We start from the raw sequence: 26552 nt of genomic DNA, 5'->3' as shown, positions 1-26552 counted from the left end.
GGGCAGTCTCACATTCAATAATGAAACCCAGAGGCAGGGTTACGGGCCAGATAAAAAAGCGGCCCGATCGAGCGGAACTAAAGTGCTGCCGGATCTGTGCGAACAGGTCCGCGTTGCTGTCCGCCCTGTCGACTGAAGGCAGGAGAGTGGCGTGGTCGCAGCATCGGAACTGACCTACAACCTGAACGCCAGCGCCGCCCAGATGGCGGATGAGATTTTCGGCGAGGGCGTCACCGTTGTCTCGGCCAGCTATACGGGCGATGCGCGCTCGTCGGGCACCTTTTCCGATGGTGATACGATCTCGCCCGGCGTCACGCCGGGGGATTCCGGCGTTATCCTCTCCACCGGACGGGCCGACAGCTTTACCAACAGCAGCGGCGGCGGCTGGTGGAGCCAGAGCCAGGCGAACAACAGCACCAACACGTCAACCAACACTTCGGGCGTGAACAATGACGCCGCGTTCAACGCCGCCGTGGGCAGCAGCACCTATGACGCGGCCATCCTGGATGTCGATTTCGTTCCGACCGGCGACACGATGACCATGCAGTTCGTTTTCAGTTCGGAGGAGTACCCCGAATACACCAACACGATCTACAACGACGCCGTGGTGGTCTGGGTGAACGGTCAGGCCGTCCCGCTGGAGGTTGGCGGAGGCGACACAAGCGTCGGCGGCATCAACGACACCAACAACGTCAACCTCTACAACGATAACACGAACGACGCCTACAACACCGAGATGGACGGGTTCACGGTGACGATGACCCTGACCATGAAGGTGAACCCCGGGCAGGTGAATTCGATCCGGATCGGCATCGCCGACGTGGGCGATTCCAGCTATGATTCCAACCTTCTGATCGCGGGCGACAGCGTCCAGACGGCTGTCATCGCCAATACCGATACGCTCTCGCTCAACCCCGACGGTTCCAAGACACTGGATGTTCTGGCCAACGACACCGATTCCAGCGGCTCCGGCCTGACCATCACTCATATCAACGGGGTTCCCGTCGCCGCCGGCGACAGTGTCGCGCTGAACACCGGGCAGGTCGTCACGCTGAACGCGGATGGCACGTTCGACGTTCAGGCCGATTCCGACATCGAGAAAGTGTCCTTCACCTACACCGCCGAAAACGGTCTTGGCGTGTCGGATACCGGGTTCGTCACCGTCGATTCCGTGCCCTGTTTCGTGGCGGGCACGCTGATCCGCACCCAAGAGGGCGATGTGCCGGTAGAGGATCTGGTGCCCGGCGACATGGTTCTGACGGCGGATGACGGGTATCAGCCGATCCGCTGGGCCGGCCGGCGGCGTGTGGCGGCGGTGGGGCCGATGGCGCCGATCCGCATTCAGGCGCAAACCTTCGGCCGGCACGATGCCCTGCTTGTCTCGCCACAGCACCGGGTGCTGGTCCGCGACAGCCTGGCCGAGCTTCTGTTCGGCGAGAGCGAGGTTCTGGTGGCCGCCAAGAACCTCGTCAACGACGCGACCGTCCGCGTCCAGGAAGGCGGGATCGTGGATTATGTCCACCTGCTGTTCGACCGGCATCAGATCATCTATTCGGAGGGGCTCGCCACCGAAAGCTTCCTTCCGGGATCGCAGACCGTGATGTCTTTCGAGCGCGAGATCGTGCAGGAAATCTGTGCGATTTTCCCCGAGATAGACCCTGAAACCGGTGCCGGATACAGCCCCGCCGCCCGGCGCACCCTGCGTGCCTACGAAGCGCGGGTTCTGCTGGATCTGGGGCTGGCCGCATGACCTGGATCGCGGTGGAAGACCCCGGACAGGCGCCGGAGAGCGCCGCCCCCCCGCGCGCGCCGCGTGAAAGACCCGCGCCGCGCCGCGCCGCCGGCGACGTTCTGGCAAAGGGCTCGCTCTACATCGAGGCCAGCCTGGGCCGGGACCGCCGCAAGGAACAATCGCTGTTCGTTCTGCACCGCCGCGCCGGCATCAAAAGCCATGTCTCCGTCCAGCTCGGCGCGAACGGCACGGTGGTGTTCGGGCGCCGCCTTGGACGCGCGCGGCTTCAGGTCGTTCTGAACACCGACAGCGCCCAGCTTGAAGGTGTGGTCCGGCTGACGGTGTCCTGGGATACCGCCGCCCGCCGCGGGCTGCTGTCGGTGGAAAACGTCGCGCTGGGAACGCTGGTGCAAAAGGATTTCGCCGATCCGCTGCCGCTGTTGCATTCCGACATCGCGCGGCTGAACGCGCGCGGCGATGATGTGTCTTTCGCGCCCGCCCTGCGCTGCGTCAGCCTTTCGGACCGGCTGGAGCCGGTGGGGATCAGCCCCAGCTTTGCCGCGGGCACCCCCCTGCGCACGCCGCGCGGCTATCGGCCGGTCGAAGACCTGTGCCCCGGCGATACGGTTCTGACAACGGACGGTCATGAGAAAACAGTGTGCTGGGTGGGCGCCCGGGAAGTGCCCGCGCGCGGCCGTTTCCGCCCGATCCGGCTGCATGCGCCCTATTTCGGGTTGCTGCGCGATGTGGTCGTGGCGCCCGAACAGCGGCTGGCCCTGCGCGGATCAGAGGTGGAATATCTGTTCGGCGAGGAAGCCGTGCTGGTCGAGGCGCATGAACTGCTCAACAGCGCCTTCGCGGCGGCCGAACCGGCCGGACCCACCATCCGCTATCATCAGGTCCTGCTGGACCGGCACGAGCTTCTGGATGTGGCCGGTGCCGGGCTGGAAAGCCTGTTTGTTGGACATTTGCGTGACATGCCGGACGTTCTGGCGACAACGGTTCTGGGTAACGTAGCGCCGGAACAGCTTCCGCGGCACAAGAAACTGGCCTATCCCGCGCTGCGCGACTATGAGGCGGTGACGCTGCGCGCGGCGTTGCTGAACCGGTGATCCGGCCCGCCGGGCCATCCATCGGATGAACAGACTATTGGAATGCACTTGATGCTCAGAACGATGGCCGTGCTGGCCGTGCTCTTTCAACTGGCGGCAGGCCTTGCCTCGGCGCAGACCCTGACGGTCGCCACCGTCGAACGCCCGCCCTTCTCAACCCGGGATCAAGACACCCAGTCGGGGTTCAGCATAGAGCTGTGGCGCGCGGTGGCAAAGGAGATCGGCCAGGACTTCCGGGTCGTGCGCCTGAACAGTTTCCCCGAAATGCTGGGCATGGTCGAACGCATGGAGGCCGATATCGCGGTGGCCAATATCTCGATCACCGCAGAGCGCGAACAGGTGCTGGATTTCAGCCACGCGATCTTCCAGAGCGGGCTGCAGATCATGGTGCCCAAAGGCGCCGAGACAAGCGTGATCTGGAGCGCGCTCTTGTCACGCGATCTTCTGTTCGCGGCCGGCATCGCCTTTCTGATGCTGTTCGGCGGCGGCATGCTGATGTGGCGGCTGGAACGCGGCGCGCAGCCCTATTTCGACAAGAGCGCGAGCGAGGCCATGTTCCCCTCTTTCTGGTGGGCGCTGAACCTCGTGGTCAACGGCGGCTTCGAAGAACGGGTGCCGCGCACCTTTTTCGGGCGGATTTTCGGAGTGATCCTGGTGGTGTCGAGCCTGTTCATCGTCTCGATCTTCGTGGCGAAGATCACCGCTGTTCTGACGGTGGACGCGATTCAGGGTTCGGTGAATTCGGTCAACGATCTGTACGGCCGCGAGGTGGCAACCATCGGCGGTTCGACCTCGGCCGGGTTCCTCGAGGAACGCCAGCTCGATTTCCGCGAATACCCCGATCTGCAGACGCTTCTCGCCGCGTTCGAGGATGGCAGCGCCGAAGCTGTCGTGTTCGACGCGCCGATCCTGGCCTATTACGCGTCGCATGACGGGCGCGACAAGGCGCAGTTGGTCGGCTCGGCCTTCCGGCGCGAAAGCTACGGCTTTGCCCTGCCCTCCGGCAGCCCGCTGCTGGAGCCGATCAACCGCAGCCTTCTGAAACTTCGTGAAGACGGCGCCTATGACCGGCTGCATCGCAAGTATTTCGGCGCGCTCGACTAATCCGCCGACTGCTCGCCATCAAAGAACGGCGTCATCTGCGCCACGATCACCGCGTTTTCCGCAAGCGCGCGAGCCATCAGCGCCTCTTCATCCGGGTCAAGCGTGTGGCCCTGCGCCCGGCGCTCCTCGGCGGTACCATAGCCGGTGACGTCCAGCGGGGCGAGATCGGCCTGTTTCAGCACCGCCACGGTTTCGCGCACCGCCTCCGCCTCGTCCACGCCCGAGGCAAAGCACATCAGCGCCGCGCCGGTCGCGCCCTTGGGCAGGCCGTCACCCTCCTTGCGGCCGAGCTGCACCACAAGGGTATAGACCTGCTGAGGGCGTTTGGGCTTTTCCATTGCGATCGCTCCTTGCTTTGGCGTTCCGTTCGCATCCCCGCGCAATCTTCGCAACCCCCTAGCTGCGTGGCGGTTTCGGGTCACACCAGATATCGTGTTCGCAATAGGGGCAATGCAGATCGCCGGGCAGCTCCGGCCCCGCGCAGACCGCCCCGCAATTCATGCAGCACACACGTTCGGCGGCCCGAGGGCGGGGCAGCCGTGCGGGCGGTGACAGTTCCAGCGGCGGAACGATCCGAAGGCCGGGGTGCGGCTGATCATACCGAAAGATGCTGAGCCGGCCGCCGGGTTCGAAATAGGCAGCCTCGACCTCGCCCAGGTTGCGCACACCCTCGCGCCGCAGAACCGAGAACACCTCGGCCGCGCCCATGTCGAAGCGGCCGGTTTCGCGATGCAGGACACGGCCAGACTGAACGATCTGCACCGGCCCACCGTCAAGAAGCTGCTTGGCCGGCGTGAAACGGATGATCGCCTGGTCAATGATCTTGTTGATCAGAACGACGACCGTGATGACGGCCAGCGCATGAAGCAACGGCACATCCGGATAGAAGGGCGCATCCCCCACCGCAGAGCCAAGCGCGATGACCAGCAGGAACTCCACCATCGAAAGCTGGGCCACGCTCCGCCCGCCGATCCAGCGCAGCAGGATCAGGGTGTAGAAATAGACGATGAGCGTCCGGCACAGGATTTCGAGGAAAAACAAAGGCGGCGCATCGCCCAGAAACATCCGGGCGAGATCGAATGGTACGATCGGATCTTGCATGGCGGGACTCCCGAGTGGCGCCTTTCAATGCGCGAAAGGCCACTCAGGTTCCCCGCCGCATCAATCCCGCAGCAGTTCGTTGATACCGGTCTTCGAGCGGGTCTTTTCATCCACCCGTTTCACGATCACCGCGCAATAGAGGTTCACACCGTTCTTCGACGGCATGGAGCCCGCCACGACCACCGAATAGGGCGGCACCTCGCCATACATCACTTCGCCTGTCTCGCGGTCCACGATCTTGGTCGACTGGCCGATGAACACGCCCATGCCCAGCACCGAACCCTCGCGCACGATCACGCCCTCGACCACCTCGGAGCGGGCACCGATGAAACAGTTGTCCTCGATGATCGTGGGACCGGCCTGCATCGGCTCCAGCACGCCGCCGATGCCGACGCCGCCCGACAGATGCACGCCCTTGCCGATCTGCGCGCAGGATCCGACCGTGGCCCAGGTATCCACCATCGTGCCTTCGTCCACATAGGCGCCCAGGTTCACGAAAGAGGGCATCAGCACCACGCCCGGCGCGATGAAGGCCGACTTGCGGACGATGCAGTTGGGCACCGCGCGAAACCCGGCGGCCTTCCACTGGTTGTCGCCCCAACCCTTGAACTTGCTGTCCACCTTGTCCCACCAGGCGCCGCCCTGCGGGCCGCCGTCCTGCTGTTCCATGTCTTTCAGACGGAAGCCCAGAAGCACGGCCTTTTTGGCCCACTGGTTCACATGCCACGTGCCATCCGCCTGCTTTTCGGCCACGCGCAGCGTGCCGCTGTCCAGCGCGTTCAGCGTATCCTCGATCGCCTCGCGCGCCGTACCGGTGGTGGCCGGCGTGATCTGGTCGCGGGCGTCCCAGGCGGCTTCGATCGCGGCTTCAAGCTGGGCGTTGGACATCGGGTTCCTCCAAAACGTGACTGGTCTCGTTGCGCCTGAGCCTATAAACGCTGCGGGACGAGGGCGCAATGCAACGGGAGACGGCGATGAAAGACGAAGGCGAACGGGTTTTTCCGGATGCGCATCAGGATGTCGAAACCGCGCGCGAAATCCCCGATACGCCGCAGACGCGGGCGCCCGCCTATCGCCTCGCCTTTACTGATGACGATTTTCTGTGCCGCGACGAATTGCGGCCGGTGCGGCTGCAGCTCGAGCTGATGAAGCCCGAACTCCTGATGCAGGAATACGGGATCGACAGCACTGTCGTTCTGTTCGGCGGCGCGCGCATTCCCGAACCGGCCCGCAAAGACACTGCCCGCACTCAGGCTCTGGCCGAGCTGTCGAAATATTACGCCCAGGCGCGCGAATTTGCCCGGCTGATCACCCTGACAAGCCAGAAAAACGGCGGGCGCGAGAATGTGATCGTCACCGGCGGCGGCCCCGGCGTGATGGAGGCCGGCAACCGTGGTGCGGCCGATGCGGGCGGCGTGTCGATCGGCCTGAACATCGTTCTGCCGCGCGAACAGCAGCCGAACGCCTATGTCACGCCGGATCTTTGCTTCAATTTCCACTATTTCGGCATTCGCAAGATGCATTTCCTGATGCGCGCCAATGCGGTGACGATGTTCCCCGGCGGCTTCGGTACAATGGACGAAATGTTCGAGGCGCTGACCCTGATCCAGACCAAACGGATGAAGCCTGTGCCCTTTCTGCTGTTCGGGCGCGCCTTCTGGGAGAAGGTCATCAATTTCGAGGCCTTGGCCGAGGCCGGCACGATTTCCGAAGAAGATCTGAACCTGTTCCGCTATGTCGAGACGGCGGAAGAGGCTGTCGAGATCATCGAGGCCTGGAAGCACTGAAGGCCGCAGCAACGTAACAGGCACCGAGCGGCGCAGCTTGGGGGTGACAACATGCTCTACCCTGCCGCGGCGGGGTAGAGAGTGGCTTAAAGCCCGGCCTCGGCCTGAATTTCCGCCCGGCTTTTGCGGGCGCGTTCAGTGGCCGATTTCAGCTGTCCGCAGGCGGCCATGATATCTTCGCCGCGCGGCGTGCGAATGGGCGAGGCATAGCCGGCCTTGTAGATGATATCCGCAAAGGCGCGAATCCGCGCCTCGTCCGACCGCTGATAGGGCGCACCGGGCCATTCGTTGAAGGGAATCAGGTTGATCTTCGCCGGGATGCCTTCGATCAGCTTCACCAGCCGCCGCGCATCGGCGTCGCTGTCGTTCACGCCCTTCAGCATCACATACTCAAACGTGATCCGCTCGGAGTTCGAGAGTTTCGGATAGGCCCGCAGCGCGTCGAGCAATGCGGCGATGTTCCACTTCTTGTTGATCGGCACGAGCTTGTCGCGCACCTCGTCGGTGGTGGCGTGGAACGAGACCGCCAGCAAACAGCCGATCTCTTCGGCGGTGCGTGCAATCTCCGGCACCACACCGGAGGTCGACAGGGTGATCCGGCGCCGGCTCAGCGAAATCCCCTCGGGGTCCATCGCGATCTTCATCGCATCACGCACGGAGGTGAAATTGTACAGCGGCTCGCCCATGCCCATCAGCACGATGTTCGACAACAGCCGGGTCTCGTCCTTCGGAGCGCGGCCGATTTCCGGCCATTCGCCCAGATCGTCGCGCGCCAGCATGATCTGGCCGACGATCTCTCCGGCGGTCAGGTTGCGCACCAGCTTCTGGGTGCCGGTGTGGCAGAACGAACAGGTCAGCGTGCACCCCACCTGAGACGAGACACATAGCGTGCCGCGCCCTTCCTCGGGGATGTAAACGGTTTCGACCTCATGCCCGCCGGCGATGCGCACCAGATATTTCCGCGTGCCATCGGAGGAGACGTGCCGCGATACGACCTCGGGCAGCTCGATCACGAAGCGTTCGGCCAGCGTGGCGCGATAGTCCTTGGCGAGGTTCGTCATCACATCGAACTCGCGCACGCCCTTTTGATAGATCCACTGCCAGACCTGCCCGGCCCGCATTTTCGCCTGTTTCTCCGGCGTGCCGGCCTCGATCAGCGCATCGCGCAACTGATCGCGCGTCAGGCCGACAAGGTTCACCTTGCCGCCCTCGGGCTGCTTGCGGGGGATGGTTACGACATCCTGTGTGATGGTCATGGCGCGCGTCTCCGTCGATCAAGTCGCGCTTCATACAGGATTCGGCCGCTCAGTTAAACAACCTTGCGCGGATCATCCGCCACAGTATTTCTGCGCCGCTTCCGAAGCCGCCGTGAACCCGAGAAGCGAGAAGGTATCCTTGGTGATCGTGCCACGCGACGACCGGCCCGTTACAACCGCATCCACCCCGTTCTTCAATGCATCGAGAATCCGCGTGTCATCCTCGGGCAGGGCGAAGGCATATTCGCCATCGGTAAACATCTCGAATTTCTTGTCGCCGATCTCGACGGTCACGAAAGACTCCGGCGCGAACGGATACCCGCCCAGGAACGAGACCTGCCCCAGCACCTTGTCCTTGGGCCGGTAAGTCACGAACAACAGGATGTCACCGCGCCGCACCGCCTTGATGCGGCCGTTCGCATCGGTGTTGACCGTTTCCTTGGGCACCGCCACGCCCCAGCAATCCACCGGCGCCGCCGCCGGCTCGGCGAATACGTTCCAATCGGTCATCACCGCCACACGGTTGGTGGATTCCTGCGCCTGCGCCCCAAGTGCCGCAAATGCCATCGCCGCCGCGACAACCCCGAATTTCGCCCTGAATGTCATGTCGTATACAGCCTCCAGCTGCCCTTGCCTCTGCGCCCGCCAATCCCGCCGTTGCCCGGACCTTTTCGAGTGGCGCGCCGATAGTCTACCCGATATGCGCAGAGTAACGTAAAACCGCCGGTTTATTAAAGCCCCCCCGGCAGAAAATCGCGCAGCCGTGAATCAGGGGGGCCGGCCTGATTGTCAGCACCTAAGGTGCCACGAACGCATCGCGGCTATAGCCCTGCACATACAGCAGCGCGGTCAGATCACCGAAATTGATCCGCACATCGCATTGCGCGGCGACCGACGGCTTGGCATGCAGCGCCACGCCCACCCCCGCCAGCCCCAGCATGCCCAGATCGTTGGCGCCATCGCCCACGGCCATCACATCCGCCGCCGTGATGCCGATACGCGCCGAGATCTCCCGCAGCGCGGCCACTTTCGCATCGCGGCCCAGAATCGGTTCGGCAACACGCCCGGTCAGCTTTCCGTCTTCGATCAACAGGGTGTTGGCGCGGTTCTCGTCAAAGCCCAGCGTCTTTGCCACACGGGCGGCAAAGGCGGTGAACCCGCCCGAGACCAGAACCGCATAGCCGCCATTCGCCTTCATCGTCGCCACCAGCTCCGCGCCGCCGGGCGTATAGGTGATGCGCGTGTTCAGAACGGTGTCTATCACGCCCGCGTCGAGCCCCTGCAAAAGCCCGACCCGCTCTTTCAGCGCGCCTTCGAAATCAAGCTCGCCATTCATCGCGCGGGCGGTGATCTCGGCCACACGCGGGCCGATACCGGCAACGGCGGCCAGTTCGTCGATACATTCCTGCCGGATCATGGTGCTGTCCATATCGGCGATCAGCATCGCCTTGCGCCGCCCCTGAGCCGGTTGCACCACAAGATCGACGCCCAGCTTCTGCAGATCGTCCCACACGGCCCACAGGTTGCCGGGCCGCGAGGGCAGCGCGAATTCGGCGGCGATGCCCGGAGCAAGCCATTTCAACGCGCCGCCGCCCCAGGCGCCGCGCAGCGCCTCTGCCGTTGCAGGCTCCAGATTGCCGGTTTCGGGATTGGTCACAAGGGTGGCGATGAACATGGGCAGTTTCCGATAGTGAACAGGCATGTCGCTTTTCAGCGCTCAGGCGGCGCAATAGCGCAGCTTTCCCTCTTGCGCCAGTGGCCCGACGGACGTATCTGCATCCGCGGGACACCCCTCCCCAACGAGGGGCATATATCTGTAAGGATACCATCAATGGTTATCGAAACCCCGGCCGCGCGCCCGGCAAATCCGCGCTTCTCTTCCGGGCCCTGCGCCAAGAATCCCACCTTTACCCTCGACAAGCTTGCCGACGCGCCCCTTGGCCGCTCGCACCGCGCCGCCGTGGGCAAGGCCAAGCTGAAGGCCGCCATCGAAACGACGCGCGAAGTGCTGGGCATCCCGGCCGACTACCGCATCGGCATCGTGCCCGCATCGGATACCGGCGCGATGGAAATGGCGATGTGGTCGCTGCTGGGCCAGCGCCCGGTGGAAATGCTGGCCTGGGAAAGCTTCGGTGCCGGCTGGGTCACCGATGTGGTCAAGCAGCTGAAACTCGACGCCACCGTGAAAACCGCCGAATATGGCGAGATTGTCGATCTCGCCGGCGTCGATTTCGACAAGGACGTGGTTTTCACCTGGAACGGCACCACCTCGGGCGTGCGTGTTCCCAACGGTGATTTCATTCCCGCCGACCGCGACGGGCTGACGATCTGCGATGCGACATCTGCGGCCTTCGCGATGGATCTGCCCTGGGACAAGCTGGATGTGGCCACCTTCAGCTGGCAGAAGGTTCTGGGCGGCGAAGCGGCGCACGGCATGCTGGTGCTGAGCCCGCGCGCGGTGGCGCGGCTGGAAAGCTATACCCCCGCCTGGCCTCTGCCCAAGATTTTCCGCATGACCAAGGGCGGCAAGCTGATCGAAGGCATCTTCGTGGGTGAAACGATCAACACGCCGTCGATGCTGGCGGTCGAGGATTATCTCGTGGCGCTCGACTGGGCGAAATCCGTGGGCGGGCTGCAGGGCCTGATCGCCCGCGCCGACGCCAATACCGCCGTGATCGCCGATTTCGTGGAAAGCCGCGGGTGGATCGAGTTCCTGGCCGCCGATCCGGCGATCCGCTCGAACACCTCGGTCTGCGTCAAGTTCGCCGATGATCGCATCGCCGATGGCGCGGCCTTCGCCAAAGCCGTCGCCAAACGGCTGGAGGCCGAAGGTGTGGCGCTGGATATCGGCGCCTACCGCGACGCGCCCGCCGGTCTGCGCATCTGGTGCGGCGGCACGGTGGAAACATCGGATGTCGCGGCGCTCATGCCGTGGCTCGACTGGGCGTTCAACGCCGAGATCGCCGCACAGTAACAACATGCTCATCGCTCCCTTTCGGCCCCTCCTCGCCGCGAAAAGGAACCGGAGGGACCGATGAGCCCCCCCTTTCTGCATCCAAAGGAGCCTGAAACCATGGCACCCAAAGTTCTCGTATCCGACAAGCTGTCTGAAACCGCCGTTCAGATTTTCCGCGATCGTGGCATCGACGTGGATTTCGAACCCAACCTCGGCAAGGACAAGGACGCCCTGCTGGCAAAGATCAAGGATTACGACGGTCTTGCGATCCGCTCGGCCACCAAGGTGACCGAAAAGCTTCTGGCCGCCGCCGACAACCTCAAGGTTGTGGCCCGCGCCGGCATCGGGGTGGATAACGTCGATATCCCGGCCGCGTCCAAGAAAGGCGTGATCGTGATGAACACGCCCTTCGGCAACATGATCACCACCGCCGAACACGCCATTGCGATGATGTTCGCCGTGGCCCGCCAGATCCCCGAGGCCAGCGCCTCGACCCACGCCGGCAAATGGGAAAAGTCGAAATTCATGGGCGTGGAGCTGACCAGCAAGGTGTTGGGCGTGATCGGCGCCGGTAACATCGGCGGTATTGTCTGCGACCGCGCCAACGGGCTGCACATGCGTGTCATCGCCTATGACCCCTTCCTGTCGGAGGAACGCGCCGACAAGCTGGGCGTGACCAAGGTGGAGCTGGACGAGCTTCTGGCCAAATCCGATTTCATCACCCTGCACGTGCCGCTGACCGACAAGACCCGGAACATCCTCAGCAAGGAAAACATCGCCAAGACCAAGAAGGGCGTGCGCATCATCAACTGCGCCCGCGGCGGTCTGGTCGATGAGGCCGCGCTGGCCGAGGCGATCAAATCGGGCCATGTGGCCGGCGCCGCCTTCGACGTGTTCGAGGTAGAGCCCGCCACCGACAGCCCGCTGTTCAACCTGCCCAACGTGGTCTGCACCCCGCATCTGGGGGCCTCGACCACCGAGGCGCAGGAGAACGTGGCGCTGCAGGTGGCCGAACAGATGTCGGACTATCTGCTGACCGGCGCCGTGGCCAATGCGCTGAACATGCCTTCCGTCACCGCCGAAGAGGCCAAGGTGATGGGCCCCTGGATCAAGCTGGCCGAGCATCTGGGCGCTTTCGTCGGGCAACTGACCGACGAGCCGGTGAAGGCGATCAACATCCTTTACGACGGCTGCGCCGCCGAGATGAACCTGGACGCGCTGAACTGTGCCACCGTCGCCGGGATCATGAAACCGGCGAACCCGGACGTGAACATGGTTTCCGCCCCGATCATCGCCGAAGAGCGCGGCATCAAGATCAGCCGCACGACTCAGCACAAGCAGGGGGTGTTCGACGGCTACATCAAGCTGACCGTGAAAACGGACTCCCGCGAACGTTCGATCGCGGGAACGGTGTTCAGCGACGGCAAGCCGCGCTTCATCCAGATCAAGGGTATCACGATCGACGCAGAGATCGGGCAGCACATGCTCTACACCACCAACAGGGATGTGCCCGGTATCATTGGCGCTCTGGGCGGAATTCTGGGCGAAAACGGCGTGAATATCGCCAATTTCACCCTTGGCCGGACAGAGAGCACAAGGGACGCGATCGCGCTGCTGTATCTCGACGAACCGATCCCCGAGGCGGTTCAGGAAAAGCTGCGCGCGACCGGGCTGTTCCAGCAGGTGCGGCCGCTGGAATTCGAAGTCGCCTGATCCGCGATTTCATGAACGACGTTCGGGTCCGGCGCAAATCCTTGCGGCGGACCCGTTGCATTTGAAAGGTGGCGGCATGCGAAGCTATGCGATTGGCGATATTCACGGTCATCTCGACAAGCTGATCGAGGTGCAGCGCTGGATTGAAGAAGACAAGGCCCGCCTGGGCGACGCGGATGCCCCCGTGATACATCTGGGCGATCTGGTGGATCGCGGGCCGGACGTGCCCGGCGTGCTGGGGCATCTGGCGCGGGGTCTGTCCGAGGGCGCGCCCTGGATCCTGCTGAAGGGCAACCACGACCGGATGATGTGGCATTTCCTGCAGTCCCCGTCGCAGCCAGACCCGCTGCGGGGCGATCTGAGCTGGCTGCAGCAAAATGTCGGCGGGCGCGAGAGCCTCGCCGCCTATGGCATCGACGTGTCGCCGGACCGCGCGCCAGAACAAATCCATGCCGACGCCCGCGCTCGTGTGCCTGCGGCCCATCTCGATCTGCTGGACGCGCTGCAACCATTCCACCGGCGCGGCGGCACCTTCTTCTGCCACGCCGGCATCCGACCCGGCGTGCCGCTGGACCAACAGGCCGAGGATGATCTGGTCTGGATCCGGGCCCGGTTTCATGACGATCTTCGCGATCACGGCGCGCTGATCGTACATGGCCACACGCCGGTCGCGCAGGTCACGCTCTACCACAACCGCCTGAACCTCGACACGGGCGCGGCCTATGGCGGCCCCCTGTCGGCCGTGGTGATCGAAGATGGCGGCGTCTGGCAGATCACCGCCACCGGGCGCATACCGCTTTCGCCGCAATCCTAGGGCGACCGGGCGCGGCCATCCCCCTTTCACACCAGCGTTAACCATGGATTCACGCTGTTGCGTTTGGATACCTCCGAAAGCCGACAGGGCGGAGGTCAGAATGACGCTGGAAGAGAAACTAGCCATCGAACGGCGCGGACGGCTCGCCGCAGAGCGGCTTCTGGAGCAAAAGAGCCGCGAGCTGTTCGATGCCAACCGCAAGCTGGCGGTTCACGCCCGCAGCCTGTCGGACGAAATCGTGGAAACCAAGCAGGAGGCAGAGGCCCTGCGCGGCCAGAACACCAAGGTTCTGTCAGAGCTCGAGGTGGTCACCCATGCCGTCGCCATCGCCGAACGCCGCCTGTGGGATTCGCTGGAAACGATCCGCGACGGGTTTGCGGTGTTCGACGCCGAAGACAGGATGGTCGCCGCCAACAAGGCCTATCTGTCGATTTTCGACGGGCTGGCCGAAGTGTCGCTCGGGGTGCGCTATTGTGATGTGGCCCGCCTGATCGCGGATGAAGGCATCGTCGATACCGAAGGCCAAAGCCCGGAGGATTGGGCCGCGGCGATGCGGCAGCGCTGGCAACAGGATCCGATCCCCGATCGGGTGATCCGCCTGTGGAACGGCCAATATGTAAAACTGATCGACCGCCGCACACCCGGCGGCGACATCGTATCTCTGAACCTCAACATCACCGAGATGATGCGCATGTGGGCGGCGGTCGAGGCGATTCCCGACGGGTTCGTGCTATACGATCACGACGACCGGCTGGTGATGTGCAACGATCGCTACCGCGAGATCTATGCCGAAAGCGCGCCGGCCATGGTGCCCGGCAGATCTTTCGAACAGATCCTGCGCTACGGGCTGGAACGCGGCCAGTACGAAGAGGCCATCGGGCGCGAAGAAGAGTGGCTGGCCGAACGGATGATCCGCCACCAGCGCACGGATGGCGTTATCGAGCAGGAGCTGGCCGGCGGCCAGTGGGTGCGCATTCTGGAAAAGCGCACCCCCGACGGCGGGTTGGTTGGTCTGCGCGTGGACATCACCGAGCAAAAGCGCCAGCAGCAGGCGCTGGATGAGGCCCGCGTCGCCGCAGAGGCGGCGAACCGCGCCAAATCAGCCTTTCTTGCAAACATGAGCCACGAACTTCGCACCCCGATGAACGGCGTCGTTGGCATGGCCGAGTTGCTGTGCGACACCACGCTGAGCGAAGAGCAAAGGCTCTACGCCGAAACCATCCGCAACTCGGGCGAGGCGCTGCTGACCCTTCTGAACGACGTTCTGGATTATTCGAAGATCGAGGCGGAAAAGCTCCGCCTGCATCCCGAACCGTTCGATATGGAGCGGACGATCCATGAAATCGTCATGCTGCTGCAGGCCAACACGCGCGACAAGCCGCTCGATATCTTCATCGATTACGACATGTTCCTGCCCACCCGGTTTGAGGGAGACAGGGGCCGCATCCGCCAGATCCTCATCAACCTGATCGGCAATGCGGTGAAATTCACCGCAAAGGGCCATGTCCTGATCCGTGTCGTCGGATTCGAGGCCGACACGCCGGGCCATCAACAGCTTCGCATCATTGTCGAGGATACCGGCATCGGCATCGCGCCCGAGATGCAGCAGCATGTCTTCGGCGAATTCAATCAGGTCGAGGAGCAGCAGAACCGGAAATTCGAGGGCACCGGGCTTGGCCTGGCGATCACCCGCCAGCTTGTCGAGTTGATGGATGGCGAAATCTGGCTCGAATCCGAAAAAGGCAAGGGCTCCTGCTTTGGCATCTGCCTGACCCTGCCCATCGCCGAAGACGGCGACTCCGGCCCGGTGACCCTGCCGCCGGGGCTCGGGCGTGTGCTGGTGGTCGACGATCAGGAGATCAACCGCACCATTCTGGACCGGCAGCTCAGCCAGATGAACCTGCAGGTGATCCTGCACCGGTCGGCCACCGAAGCGCTCGAGGCGATGCCGACGGACGGGCCGGTGGATCTGATCATCACCGACCAGCGGATGCCGGGAACCGACGGGCTCGCCTTTGCGCGGGCGCTGCGGGGCGCGGGCTGCGACGCGCCGATCCTGTTGCTCAGCTCCAACCCCGGCGTGCTGCGCGATAGCGGGGCGCAGCCGGATGTCGACATGGTAATGACCAAACCGGTCTTGCGGCGCGCGCTGTTCGGGGCGATCAACGATCTGATTGCGCGCTCGGCGGCAGCGCCCACCCCCCCGCCCGCCCCCCGGCGGATGAAAGTGCTGGCCGCCGAAGACAACCGCACCAACAGGCTGGTCTTCGCCAAGATGGTTCAGACCCTGGATATCGATCTCAGCGTCGCCGAAAACGGGCATCAGGCGCTGGAGGCGTTTCAGACCGACCGGCCCGATCTGATCTTCATGGATATTTCCATGCCGGGGATGGACGGAAAGGCAGCCGCCCGCGCCATCCGCGAGGCCGAGGCCAAGACCGGAGCGGCCCCGGTTCCGATCGTGGCGATGACCGCCCACGCGATGGAGGGTGACGCCGAAGAGATTCTGGCGGCCGGCCTGACCCACTATCTGACCAAGCCGCTCAAGAAAGACCTGATCGTCGGGATGATCCTTGACCACCTGCCGGCGCAGTGCCTGCCGCCACAGCCCGACGACCCGCCCGTGCGTGAACTGGCGGCGGCGGGCGGTGACACGGCGTTGGCTTGAAGACGGGCGTTCAGCCCTCTTCACCATCGCGCAGAAAAACCCAGCGATCCCCTTCGGACAAGGCTGCGCTGAACCGGTAGCCGCCGGTGTCGAAGGCCCGCAGGCTTTCGGGGTCGGTCAGGCGGTGTTCGATGATGAACCGGGCCACCGCCCCGCGCGCCTTCTTGGCGAAGAAGCTGACGATCTTCTGCTGCCCGCCGCGCTGCTCGAGAAATACCGGCGTGATCACGCGTAGCCCGAGCGCCTGCTCCGGCACCGCACTGAAATATTCGACCGACGCGCAATTGACCAGCACGTCGGTGCCGGCCTCCCGCGCTGCCACGTTCAGCGCCTCGGCCAGCCGGTCGCCCCAATACTCATAAAGCGTCGCGCCCCTGTCGGTCTTCAGCCGGCTGCCCATTTCCAGGCGATAGGGCTGGATCGCGTCAAGCGGACGCAACAGGCCGTAAAGGCCTGACAATATGCGCAGATGGCCTTGGGCCCAGCGCAGATCGTCGGCATCCAGCGATGCGGCCTCGAGCCCGGCGTAGGTATCGCCCGCAAAGGCCAGCGCGGCGGGCCGGGTTCTGTCAGCGGCGGGGCCGGAGGCGAAATCGGCGAAACGCTCGGCATTCAGCCGGGCCAGGTTTTCACTGATCCCCATCAGCTTTTGCAGATCGGGCACGCTCAGCGCGCGGGCGACCCCGGCCAGATGGGCGGCGTCTTGCTGAAAGGCGGGCGCGGTGACGGCGTGCCCCTCAACCGGCGAAAAATCCAGACGTTTGGCAGGCGAGACGACAACCAGCATTTGCACCCTTTTATCTGCTCCGGCGCGCAACCTAGCAGAGCGCCGCCGCGCGTCCAGCGCTCAGGCCTCGTGGAGCACCTGCAAAAAGGCCGCACCGAACCGCTCGGCCCGCCGGTCACCCAGAAGCCGCTCCAGCGCGCGGAGGTCACCGGGGCGCGTCTCGGCCACCTTGGCAAGCAGCGATGTCGAACAGCTCAGCGGCTTGTCGATGCCGCCGTCACCACGCGAAAGTTCGGCCTGCACTTCCAGAAGGCGGTCATAAAGGCTAGCCGCCTCGCGCCCCGCCAGCTTGCGCCGCGTGGGATGCAGCGCCGCGGTGCCCTCTCCGGTGATCACCTCGAGGAAGGCCGCGCCGTAGCGTTCGAGCTTTTTCGCGCCGACGCCGCTGATACGCGCCATCTCGTCCAGTGTCTGCGGGCGTTTCTCCGCCATTTCGATCAAGGTGCGGTCATTGAAAATGACATAGGCGGGTGCCTTGGCGGCCTCGGCAAAGGCGCGGCGTTTCGCCTTGAGCGCCGACAAAAGCGGCGCATCCTCCTCCGCGACCAGCGTCTTGACGGCGGGACGCGCGCTGCTGGCCTTGCGGATGGTATCCCGGCGCAGCTCGATCCCCGCTTCGCCGCGCAGGATCGGGCGCGCGGCTTCGGTCATGCGCAGGGCGCCGTGGCGTTCGGGATCGGGGCGCACAAGATCATGCCCCATCATCTGACGGAATATCGCCTGCCACTGGCGGCGGTCGAACTCACGCCCGACCCCGAAGGTGGGCAGCGCATCGTGGCTGCGCGCCTTCACCTTGTCGGTGCCGTTGCCGGTAAGGATGTCGATCAGATGCCCGGCACCGAAGTATTCGCCGGTGCGCAGGATCGCCGACAGCGCCTTGCGCACGGCCTCTGTCCCGTCGAAAGCTTCGGCAGGGCGATCGCACAGGTCGCAAGTTCCGCAGGGTTGCGCCTCTTCGCCGAAATAGCCAAGCAGGGTCTGGCGGCGGCATGTCAGCGCCTCTGCCAGGCCCAGCAGCGCGTTCAGCCGCGCGTGATCGGCCGCGCGACGCTCTGCCGGGGCGGGGCTTTCATCGATCTGCGACCGGCGCAGGCGGATGTCTTCGGGGCCGTAAAGCGTGAGGGTTTCGGCCGGGGCGCCATCGCGCCCGGCGCGGCCGATTTCCTGATAGTAACCTTCGATGGATTTCGGCAGATCGGCATGGGCGACCCAGCGGATATCGGGCTTGTCCACCCCCATGCCGAAGGCGACGGTGGCAACCACGATCAGCCCGTCTTCGCGCTGGAACCGTGCCTCGACCTCGCGTCGCGGCTCCGCCTCCATCCCGCCGTGATAGTGGCAGGCGCTGTGGCCCGCCTCGCGCAGGGCGGCGGCCAGGCTTTCGGTCTTGGCCCGCGTGCCGCAATAGACGATGCCGGACTGGCCCTTGCGGGCATCCGCGAAATCGAGGATCTGGCGGCGTGGGGAATCCTTGACCTCGAACGCCAGGTGGATGTTGGGCCGGTCGAAGCCGCGCAGAAAGGTTTCGGGCTGCACCCCGTCGAACAGCCGGGTCACGATCTCGGCGCGGGTTTCGGCGTCGGCGGTGGCGGTGAAGGCGGCCAGCGGCACGTTCAGGCTGCGCCGCAATTCGCCGATGCGCAGGTAATCGGGGCGAAAATCATGGCCCCACTGACTGACGCAATGCGCCTCGTCCACCGCGATCAGGCTGACGCCGATGCGGCGCAGCAGGTTCAGCGTGCCACCGGCGGAAAGGCGCTCGGGCGCCATGTAGAGCAGTTTCAGCACGCCTTCGTCGAGGGCGCGAAACACCTCTTCGGTTTCTTCTTCGGTATTGCCGGAGGTCAGCGCCCCCGCCGCCACGCCCGCCTCGCGCAGCCCGCGCACCTGATCGCGCATCAGCGCGATCAGCGGCGAAATCACGACCGTCACCCCGTCGCGGCACAGCGCGGGAAGCTGAAAGCACAGCGATTTGCCGCCGCCGGTGGGCATGATCGCCAGCGTATGTTGCCCGGCCATGACCGCATCGACGATCTCGGCCTGGCCGGGGCGGAATTCGGAGAATCCGAAGACGGATGAAAGAAGCTCTGCTGCGCCTGGCATGGGACCTGCGGGATTTTAGGCAAACTGCTCTGTTTTGCCAGACTCTCCCACGTTAGGAATCCGCGAACAAGGCCTCAGGCGAAAGAGTAGAGATTATTGCCGATGACGATGCGCAGCGCATAGATGCCGACCAGCACGATCAGCGGCGCCAGATCCAGCCCGCCGGTGTTGGGCAGGATGCGGCGGATCGGGGCGTAGATCGGCTCCAGCAGCCGGTTCAGCCCGTCCCAGATCTGCGCGACCAGCGGCTGACGCAGGTTCAGCACCTGAAAGCTGATCAGCCAGCTCATGATGATCTGGACAATGATGACGAACCAGACGATGTCGAGTATCAAAAGCAGGATTTGCAGGATCGAGAGCATGGGCAAGGGTCTTTCTGAGCCAGAGTTGCCCAAGAGGTAAGCGTAAGGGCCTGCGGTGACAACCATCTAACGCGACGTAGCGGATTGACCTTTGGCAGGGCAAGCCCAGTCTTTCGCCAAAAGGAGACAGCATTGTACCCGTTTCTGCGCCTTTTCAAGGAGATGATGGTTCACCGCAACGGCCCTGCCCTGCCGCTGTGGGGCACCCATGTCTCGTACCATGTCTGCTGGCCCTGGGATATCGACCCGTGGCGAGAGCTGAACAACGGCCGCACCCTGACGCTCTATGATCTGGGCCGCTTGCCGGCGGCCGCGCGGGCCGGCCTTGTCGCCGTGCTGCGGCAGAAACGCTGGGGCATGACAATGGCCGGGGTTTCCGTTCGGTATCGCCGTCGGGTGCGCCTGTTCGACAAGATCGAGATGCGGACCCGTTTCGTCGGCTGGGATGCCCGGTTTTTGTATGTCGAGCAGTCGATGTGGAAAGCCGACGAATGCACCAGCCACGCGCTCTACCGTGTCGCGGTGACCGATGCGAACGGCATTGTCGCGCCCGCCCGCGTGCTGGCCGCGATGGGCGAAGATACGATCCCGCCCGAGATGCCCGGCTGGGTCACCGCCTGGATCGCCGCCGAGGCCGAACGCCCCTGGCCGCCACAGCGGTAGCCACGCCAAGCCCCTTGCGCCGCCGGTGGTTTGCCGCTCAAATCGCCTCGGGCAAGGGCGGGGAACGGTGTGATGGCGCATGGGTCGGCGAAACGGCGCATCTGGGGATGGTGTTTCTTCGATTGGGCCAGCCAGCCCTATAACACCCTGCTCATCACCTTCATCTTCGGCCCCTATGTGAAAGAGATGCTGGGCAGCGGCACGGCGGCCCAGACCGCATGGGGCTATGGCGTCGGGGCTGCGGGCATCCTGATCGCGCTGCTGGCGCCGGTTCTGGGTGCGATCGCCGACCGGGCAGGCGGGCGGATGCGGTTCATCTGGCTGTTCTCGCTGCTCTATTTTGCCGGTGCCTGGGGCCTGTGGTGGGCCGCGCCCGGCAGCTTTCACCTGCCGCTGGTTCTGCTTTCCTTCGGCATCGGCCTGATCGGGATGGAATTCGCCACCATCTTCACCAATGCCATGCTCCCCGATCTCGGCCCCCGCGAAGAGATCGGGCGCATCTCCGGCTCCGGCTGGGCGTTCGGCTATCTGGGCGGGGTGCTGTCACTCGCCGTGATGCTGGTGTTTTTCGCCGAAAGCGCCACAACAGGCAAAACGCTGATCGGCATCGCCCCGGTGCTGGGGCTGGATGCGGCGATGCGCGAAGGCACCCGCGCCGTCGGCCCGTTCACGGCGCTGTGGTTCGCGGTTTTCATGGTGCCGTTCTTTCTATGGGTGCGCGAGCCGCGCCACCCGGAGGCGCTGACCATCGTGCAGGCCGTCCGCTCCGCCCTGCCCGAGCTGCGCCAGACCCTGCGCCACCTGCCCGACAACCGCAGCCTGTTCGCCTATCTGGGATCGTCGATGTTCTACCGCGACGCGCTGAACGGCATGTATGCCTTTGGCGGCATCTATGCGGCGGGCGTGCTGGAATGGTCGGTCGTGGATGTGGGGATCTTCGGGATCATCGCGGCGATCACCGGCGCCGTCTTCGCCTGGCTCGGCGGCCGGGCCGACGCGCGGTTCGGCCCGAAGCCGGTGATCTTCGCCACCGTCCTGGTGTTGACAGGGGTCGCCATCGCGGTGGTCTTTGTATCGCGCAGTTCGGTGCTGGGCATCGCGGTGCCGGCCGGCTCCGCCTTGCCCGACATCGCCTTCTATATCCTTGGGGCGCTGATCGGGGGCGCCGGGGGGGCGCTGCAATCGGCCAGCCGTACGATGATGGTGCACCAGGCCCCCGCCGGCCGCGTTACCGAAGCCTTCGGCCTTTACGCCCTGGCCGGCAAGGCCACGTCTTTTGTCGCCCCGATTTCCATCGGTATCGCCACCGATCTGAGCGGAAGTCAGCAATTGGGCATCACCCCGCTGATCGCCCTCTTTCTTATCGGGCTGTTTTTGCTACTCTGGGTGAAACCAGAAGGCGAACGAGCAGAAGAATGGTCCGCACCCTCTCCGCAATTGCCCTGATCCTGGGGCTTGTCAGTCCTGTTTGCGCGCAGGAAAAGGCCAATCAGCTTTTCGGCGCCAAAAGGACGGCGTCGGCCCATGTGCCCGCGGCGATCGGCACCTATGCCAAGGGCTGCGGCGCCGGGCTGATGCAACTGCCCGAAACCGGCCCGACATGGCAGGCGATGCGGCTGAGCCGCAACCGCAACTGGGGCCACCCCGAGATGATCGCCTTCATCCAGAGGCTCGGCGCCGAGGCCACGCGCCACGGCTGGGCCGGGCTCTACATCGGCGACATCAGCCAGCCGCGCGGCGGCCCGATGACAAGCGGCCACGCCTCGCATCAGATCGGGCTGGACGCGGATATCTGGATGCTGCCACCCAAACGGCTGAACCTGAGCCGCAGCGACCGCGAGAAGATCAGCTCGCTGAACGTGCGCAGTGCCGATCAGCGCAGCGTCAACGGCAATTTCACGCGGGCCCATTACAACATCCTGAAAGCCGCCGCATCAGACCCGGCGGTAGACCGGATTTTCGTGACCCCGCCCGTCAAGATCGAGATGTGCAAGACAGCGCGCCGGGCCGACAGGGCCTGGCTTCAGAAGATCCGCCCGCTTTACGGCCACAACACCCATTTCCACATACGCCTGAAATGCCCTGCGGGATCGGCCTTCTGCCAGACGCAAAGGCCCAGCGTGGCAGAGCTTTCCAAAGGCGGCGACGGCTGCGACGAGACGTTGCAATGGTGGGTGACCGATTATCTGAACCCACCCAAGACACCCGCCAGCCCCCCGGCCCCCAGAAAGCGCGGCGCGCGGGATTACACGATGGAAGACCTGCCCGGGCAATGCGCCCAGGTTCTGGCCGCACGCTGATGGTTTCCGCCCCCGTTTCGGCGAAATACCGGGTTGATTTCCGGTTTTACGGGCGCTAGCAGGGCGCGTTCGCCGCCTTGGCGGCCAAGTCTCCGCAACCTTGTAAAAACGGATCAACCTGATGACCCGCACTCTTCTTCCCGGCGTTCTCGCCATGGCCGCCATCGTCGTGGCCTCCAACATTCTGGTGCAGTTCCTGTTCGGACAATGGCTGACCTGGGGCGCCTTTACCTATCCCTTCGCCTTCCTCGTCACCGATGTGATGAACCGCGTCTACGGCGTGGGGCCTGCCCGCAAGGTCGTGGCCGCGGGGTTCGTGGTGGGGGTGATCTGCTCGCTGATCGGAACGCAGATCATGGGCGAGTTCGGCCCGCTGGTGACGCTGCGCATCGCGCTGGGATCGGGGCTCGCCTTTCTGACGGCGCAGATGCTGGACGTGGCGATTTTCAACCGGCTGCGCGAAGGCAAATGGTGGCGGGCGCCGCTGGCATCAACGCTGGTGGGATCTTCGGTCGATACGGCGATCTTCTTTTTTGTCGCGTTTTCAGGGGCTTTGACCGTTCTGGAGCCCGCCAACGACGTCAGCTGGGCCAATGAAACCCTGCCGCTGTTGAGCGTGGGACCGATGGTGCCGCTGTGGGTTTCGCTGGCATTTGCGGACTGGCTTGTCAAACTTTCGCTCGCTTTGTTGGCACTTGCGCCATTTCGCCTAATTGTTGGGCGCCTTATTCCACGGGTTGCGTGAAAAGTTTTGACAAACACTAAATATGTGGCACCCTACCTGTAACGGCAGCAGCAGAAAGGAGGTGGTCCAGTGTCTAGAGTGATATTGGAGAGAGGTGTCCGAACAGTTGGGGAGGCCGTGACCTGAAGGCAATCCGGAAGGTCGAACATCCCTGATTGGGCTTTGCTCTAACTGGCCCATCTCCCAAGATACTCGAAGGGCTGCCGACTTCCGGCAGCCCTTTTGGTTTGGCCCCCGCCCCTGTACGCTTGGTACCATTCGCCCCCCGGTTCGGTACAAATCCCCCATGCTGCGCATCAACGACAAGATCACCATCGAAGACTGGGAATTGACCGAGGTGTTTTCCCGCGCCTCGGGCCCCGGCGGGCAGAATGTGAACAAGGTGTCAACGGCGGTGGACCTGCGGTTCGAGGCCGAGCGCAGCCCCAACCTGCCCGGCCCGGTCAAGACGCGGCTGCGCCGGCTGGCCGGGCGCCGCTGGACCAAGGACGGCGCGCTGGTGATTCAATGCGACGAAACCCGCAGCCAGGCCCGCAACCGCGAGATCGCGCGCGAGCGGCTGGCGGAACTGATCACCAAAGCGCTGGTCGCGCCGAAACGCCGGGTGCCGACAAAGCCGACACTGGGCGCGAAGAAGCGGAGACTGAAGGCGAAAAAGGTGCGGGGGGAAGTGAAGGCGATGCGCGGGAAGGTGAGCGGGGAGGAGTGAGGAACTTCTTGTAGTAGCTGACGATGCCACTTCTATGTCTTGAATTCTTCACGAGTGGTCGTGGAGAATTACCTGTCGGCCTCACTATGTAGTTGAACGCACTTGACTCATGGTTCACTCCATGACTGCATGATTGAACCTTTACCCGACAAAGGTTCAATTAAGTTTCGACGCATTTAACTCAAGGTGCAACATGGATGCGACATTGTTCAACCAACAGAAGACTGGCAAACTTGTTGCTACCATAGAAGGGATGTCAGCATTTGTTCCGCATCCGCTTCCACCTGAAATCGAACTCGCTTGCCTGATCGACGAATTCGGCGAGGCGTCGGCCGCACTTGGTGGCCTGAATCGCATTGGTAGTACGATTTTGAACCCGTATATGGTTATCAGGCCGCTGCAAAGAAATGAAGCTCTTCGTTCTTCAGCAATGGAAGGCACCTTTTCTACAGCTGATAATCTGGCGATTGTTGAGGCACTGGACAGCGGAAGCGGAAGTAACGCCGACCGCGAGGTGTACAACTATATTCGCGCAATTGATTATGCCATCGAACAAACAAAAACACTTCCAATATCGCACCGCGTCGTCAAGGGAATGCACTCAGTTCTATTGTCTGGGGCCACAAAACCTAGGGGAGCCAATAAGCGGCCGGGGGAGTACAAAATTCACCAAAACTGGATTGGTGCATTAGATATCAGGGATGCCCGCTTTATTCCTCCACCGCCGAATGAAGCAATACAATGTATGGATGATCTGGAGGCATTCATAAACAAAGACACAGCTGGATTGCCAGCTCTGATCGCGGCAGGACTCGTCCACTATCAGTTTGAAACGATACACCCATTCGGTGACGGTAACGGACGTGTGGGCAGAATGTTGATAACTTTGCAACTTCTTCTCAAGGGGTTGCTTGATGCGCCTCTGCTTTATGTAAGCCCATACATTGAGAGAAACAAAGATGAGTACATTGATGCGATGTTCGCCGTTTCGTCCAAGGGAGATTGGATAAGGTGGCTTCGCTATTTCCTCCGGGCTGTAAAAATTTCATCCAACGAAACCATCAATACAATCATCAAGCTCAACGAATTACGTGATCGCTATCGCAGCACAATACAGCAGAAGACAAAGTCCGTCTCTGCAATAACCATCTGCGATCACCTTTTTGAACGGCCAGTAGTTTCCATTTCAGATGCTGCAAAAGTTTCGGAAACCAGTTACCAATCGGCCAAGAAGAATATTGACCAACTGGTGAAACTCGGCATTATCTCACCGGTTCCAGGATTTGAGAATCCAAAACTCTTCTGGTCAAAAGCAGTCATCGATATTTCAGACGGCCGCCTGGACCACTAAACCACAACCTCCCGCGCGACCTGTTCGCCGACGCCGAACACCCGTTTGTAGCGTGCGATCTCATCTGCCGGGCCCATCGCCTTCAGCGGGTTGTCCGACAGTTTCACCGTGGGCCGCCCGTTGGCCGAAACCGCCTTGCACACCAGTGAAAACGGCGCCAGCGCGTCGTCCGTCACCAGCCCGCGGAAATCGTTGGTCAGCAGCGTGCCCCAGCCGAAGCTGACCTTCACCCGCCCCTGAAACTGCGCTTGAAGCGTCACGATCTTGTCCACGTCCAGGCCGTCGGAGAAGATCACCAGCTTTTCGCGCGGGTCTTCGCCGCGATCCTGCCACCAGCGGATCGCCATTTCGGCACCCTCGGCCGGATCGCCGCTGTCGATCCGCACCCCCGTCCAGGAGGTCAGCCAGTCGGGCGCGTTGCGCAGGAAGCCTTCGGTGCCGTAGGTGTCGGGCAGGATGATGCGCAGGTTGCCCTCATGCTCCTGATGCCAGTCGGCCAGCACCTGATAGGGGGCCTGGGCCAGCTCGGCGTCGCTGTCGGCGAGCGCGGCATAGACCATGGGCAGCTCATGGGCGTTGGTGCCGATCGCCTCGACCTCGCGGTGCATGGCGATCAGGCAGTTCGAGGTGCCGACGAACTTGTCGCCCAGCCCCTCCATCAGCGCCTGAACGCACCAGTCCTGCCACAGGAAGGAATGCCGGCGGCGGGTGCCGAAATCGGCGATGCGCAGCTTGTCGATGCCGCGCAGCTGCTCGACCTTTTCCCACAGCTTGGTCATGGCGCGGGCGTAGAGCACCTGAAGCTCGAACTTGCCCATGTGCTGCAGCACGGCACGGCCGCGCAACTCCATCAGCACGGCGAGCGCCGGAACCTCCCACAGCATGACCTCGGGCCATGCGCCTTCGAAGGTAAGCTCATACTGGCCGTCGCGTTTTTCAAGGTGATAGGGCGGAAGCTGCAGCCCCTCGAACCATTCCATGAAATCGGAGCGGAACATCTGGCGCTTGCCGTAGAACATGTTGCCGCGCAGCCAAGTGCTTTCGCCGCGCGACAGGCGCAGGGTGCGGATATGATCGAGCTGTTCGCGAAGCTCTCCCTCATCGATCAGCTCGGCCAGGCGGATGGTTTTGGTGCGGTTGATCAGGCTGAAGCTGACCTGGGTGTCGGGCTTGTTGTGGAACACCGACTGGCACATCAGCAGCTTGTAGAAATCCGTGTCGATCAGCGACCGGACGATGGGGTCTATCTTCCATTTGTGATTATAGACCCGGGTCGCGATATCCACCAT

General features: G+C 63.4%; 24 protein-coding genes. 14 read left to right on the top strand and 10 right to left on the bottom strand.

Annotated features, from left to right (window positions below; translation table 11 throughout):
* Positions 1 to 151: 151 nt before the first annotated feature.
* The 3 genes from TQ29_RS01160 to TQ29_RS01150 are packed head-to-tail and all read left to right on the top strand — an operon-like array spanning position 152 to position 3948.
* On the top strand, positions 152 to 1750 hold the full coding sequence (locus TQ29_RS01160; RefSeq protein ID WP_054537696.1) for a Hint domain-containing protein: 1599 nt from the start codon (positions 152 to 154) through the stop codon (positions 1748 to 1750).
* Positions 1747 to 2844 (top strand): Hint domain-containing protein, encoded by a 1098-nt coding sequence (locus TQ29_RS01155; protein ID WP_054537695.1) that lies wholly within the window; start codon positions 1747 to 1749, stop codon positions 2842 to 2844. Before TQ29_RS01160 ends, TQ29_RS01155 begins: the two co-directional genes overlap by 4 nt.
* 51 nt (positions 2845 to 2895) lie before the next feature.
* Positions 2896 to 3948 carry a transporter substrate-binding domain-containing protein gene (locus TQ29_RS01150; protein ID WP_054540270.1) on the top strand — a complete coding sequence of 351 codons (1053 nt, stop codon included), beginning with the start codon at positions 2896 to 2898 and terminating at the stop codon, positions 3946 to 3948.
* On the opposite strand, the gene TQ29_RS01145 is transcribed toward TQ29_RS01150, so the two are convergent.
* The 3 genes from TQ29_RS01145 to dapD are packed head-to-tail and all read right to left on the bottom strand — an operon-like array spanning position 3945 to position 5937.
* Positions 3945 to 4286: a hypothetical protein gene (locus tag TQ29_RS01145; RefSeq protein WP_052071142.1), complete on the bottom strand. Its 342-nt coding sequence runs from the start codon at positions 4284 to 4286 to the stop codon at positions 3945 to 3947. The genes TQ29_RS01150 and TQ29_RS01145 overlap by 4 nt on opposite strands.
* A gap of 58 nt (positions 4287 to 4344) precedes the next feature.
* Complete coding sequence (locus TQ29_RS01140) at positions 4345 to 5049, bottom strand: DUF421 domain-containing protein (protein ID WP_054537694.1); 705 nt, start codon at positions 5047 to 5049, stop codon at positions 4345 to 4347.
* Positions 5050 to 5109: 60 nt separating this feature from the next.
* Positions 5110 to 5937 (bottom strand): 2,3,4,5-tetrahydropyridine-2,6-dicarboxylate N-succinyltransferase, encoded by an 828-nt coding sequence (dapD, locus tag TQ29_RS01135; RefSeq protein WP_037203531.1) that lies wholly within the window; start codon positions 5935 to 5937, stop codon positions 5110 to 5112.
* 86 nt (positions 5938 to 6023) lie between these two features.
* On the opposite strand from dapD, the gene TQ29_RS01130 reads away from it, so the two are divergent.
* A complete protein-coding gene (locus TQ29_RS01130) occupies positions 6024 to 6836 on the top strand; it encodes an LOG family protein (protein ID WP_037203532.1) in 813 nt (270 codons plus the stop codon).
* A gap of 86 nt (positions 6837 to 6922) precedes the next feature.
* Here TQ29_RS01130 and rlmN read toward each other — a convergent pair whose 3' ends face one another.
* From rlmN to serB, 3 genes are all read right to left on the bottom strand, one after another.
* Entirely contained in the window at positions 6923 to 8092 is a 1170-nt protein-coding gene (gene rlmN / locus TQ29_RS01125) for a 23S rRNA (adenine(2503)-C(2))-methyltransferase RlmN (protein ID WP_054537693.1), read from the bottom strand.
* Between the two features lie 72 nt (positions 8093 to 8164).
* The gene (locus TQ29_RS01120; protein ID WP_054537692.1) at positions 8165 to 8698 is read right to left on the bottom strand and encodes an invasion associated locus B family protein; all 534 of its coding nucleotides are present in this window, start codon (positions 8696 to 8698) and stop codon (positions 8165 to 8167) included.
* A gap of 190 nt (positions 8699 to 8888) precedes the next feature.
* Positions 8889 to 9767: a phosphoserine phosphatase SerB gene (gene serB / locus TQ29_RS01115; RefSeq protein ID WP_054537691.1), complete on the bottom strand. Its 879-nt coding sequence runs from the start codon at positions 9765 to 9767 to the stop codon at positions 8889 to 8891.
* 156 nt (positions 9768 to 9923) lie between these two features.
* On the opposite strand from serB, the gene TQ29_RS01110 reads away from it, so the two are divergent.
* The 4 genes from TQ29_RS01110 (at position 9924) to TQ29_RS01095 (ending at position 16243) form a co-directional block, all read left to right on the top strand.
* A complete protein-coding gene (locus TQ29_RS01110; RefSeq protein WP_054537690.1) occupies positions 9924 to 11066 on the top strand; it encodes a phosphoserine transaminase in 1143 nt (380 codons plus the stop codon).
* A 99-nt stretch (positions 11067 to 11165) separates the two neighbouring features.
* Positions 11166 to 12761: a phosphoglycerate dehydrogenase gene (gene serA / locus TQ29_RS01105; protein WP_054537689.1), complete on the top strand. Its 1596-nt coding sequence runs from the start codon at positions 11166 to 11168 to the stop codon at positions 12759 to 12761.
* 76 nt (positions 12762 to 12837) lie between these two features.
* Positions 12838 to 13575, top strand: coding sequence for a metallophosphoesterase (locus tag TQ29_RS01100; RefSeq protein WP_054537688.1), 738 nt, complete (start codon positions 12838 to 12840; stop codon positions 13573 to 13575).
* Positions 13576 to 13675: 100 nt separating this feature from the next.
* Positions 13676 to 16243 carry a response regulator gene (locus tag TQ29_RS01095; protein WP_082386489.1) on the top strand — a complete coding sequence of 856 codons (2568 nt, stop codon included), beginning with the start codon at positions 13676 to 13678 and terminating at the stop codon, positions 16241 to 16243.
* 10 nt (positions 16244 to 16253) lie between these two features.
* Here TQ29_RS01095 and yaaA read toward each other — a convergent pair whose 3' ends face one another.
* From yaaA to TQ29_RS01080, 3 genes are all read right to left on the bottom strand, one after another.
* On the bottom strand, positions 16254 to 17030 hold the full coding sequence (yaaA, locus tag TQ29_RS01090; protein ID WP_054537687.1) for a peroxide stress protein YaaA: 777 nt from the start codon (positions 17028 to 17030) through the stop codon (positions 16254 to 16256).
* 60 nt (positions 17031 to 17090) lie between these two features.
* Entirely contained in the window at positions 17091 to 19133 is a 2043-nt protein-coding gene (recQ, locus tag TQ29_RS01085; RefSeq protein WP_054537686.1) for a DNA helicase RecQ, read from the bottom strand.
* Between the two features lie 74 nt (positions 19134 to 19207).
* Positions 19208 to 19495 (bottom strand): YggT family protein, encoded by a 288-nt coding sequence (locus tag TQ29_RS01080; RefSeq protein ID WP_054537685.1) that lies wholly within the window; start codon positions 19493 to 19495, stop codon positions 19208 to 19210.
* Positions 19496 to 19627: 132 nt separating this feature from the next.
* Between TQ29_RS01080 and TQ29_RS01075 the strand changes: the two genes are divergently transcribed.
* From TQ29_RS01075 to TQ29_RS20170, 6 genes are all read left to right on the top strand, one after another.
* The gene (locus TQ29_RS01075) at positions 19628 to 20158 is read left to right on the top strand and encodes an acyl-CoA thioesterase (RefSeq protein ID WP_054537684.1); all 531 of its coding nucleotides are present in this window, start codon (positions 19628 to 19630) and stop codon (positions 20156 to 20158) included.
* A gap of 72 nt (positions 20159 to 20230) precedes the next feature.
* On the top strand, positions 20231 to 21604 hold the full coding sequence (locus TQ29_RS01070) for an MFS transporter (protein ID WP_054537683.1): 1374 nt from the start codon (positions 20231 to 20233) through the stop codon (positions 21602 to 21604).
* Entirely contained in the window at positions 21574 to 22458 is an 885-nt protein-coding gene (mepA, locus tag TQ29_RS01065; RefSeq protein ID WP_054537682.1) for a penicillin-insensitive murein endopeptidase, read from the top strand. Before TQ29_RS01070 ends, mepA begins: the two co-directional genes overlap by 31 nt.
* Before the next feature lie 121 nt (positions 22459 to 22579).
* A complete protein-coding gene (locus TQ29_RS01060) occupies positions 22580 to 23203 on the top strand; it encodes a queuosine precursor transporter (RefSeq protein WP_054537681.1) in 624 nt (207 codons plus the stop codon).
* Between the two features lie 286 nt (positions 23204 to 23489).
* Positions 23490 to 23912 carry an alternative ribosome rescue aminoacyl-tRNA hydrolase ArfB gene (gene arfB / locus TQ29_RS01055; protein ID WP_054537680.1) on the top strand — a complete coding sequence of 141 codons (423 nt, stop codon included), beginning with the start codon at positions 23490 to 23492 and terminating at the stop codon, positions 23910 to 23912.
* A 193-nt stretch (positions 23913 to 24105) separates the two neighbouring features.
* Positions 24106 to 25263: a Fic family protein gene (locus TQ29_RS20170; protein ID WP_082386488.1), complete on the top strand. Its 1158-nt coding sequence runs from the start codon at positions 24106 to 24108 to the stop codon at positions 25261 to 25263.
* Here TQ29_RS20170 and pncB read toward each other — a convergent pair.
* Positions 25260 to 26552 (bottom strand): nicotinate phosphoribosyltransferase, encoded by a 1293-nt coding sequence (gene pncB, locus TQ29_RS01045; protein ID WP_082386487.1) that lies wholly within the window; start codon positions 26550 to 26552, stop codon positions 25260 to 25262. The genes TQ29_RS20170 and pncB overlap by 4 nt on opposite strands.

Origin of the sequence: Actibacterium sp. EMB200-NS6 (genome assembly GCF_001305615.1) — a bacterium.
GTDB classification, from domain to species: Bacteria; Pseudomonadota; Alphaproteobacteria; order Rhodobacterales; family Rhodobacteraceae; genus Actibacterium_A; species Actibacterium_A naphthalenivorans.
Note: the sequence above shows the minus strand (reverse complement) of the source record. Positions and strands in the feature narration are given on the sequence as shown.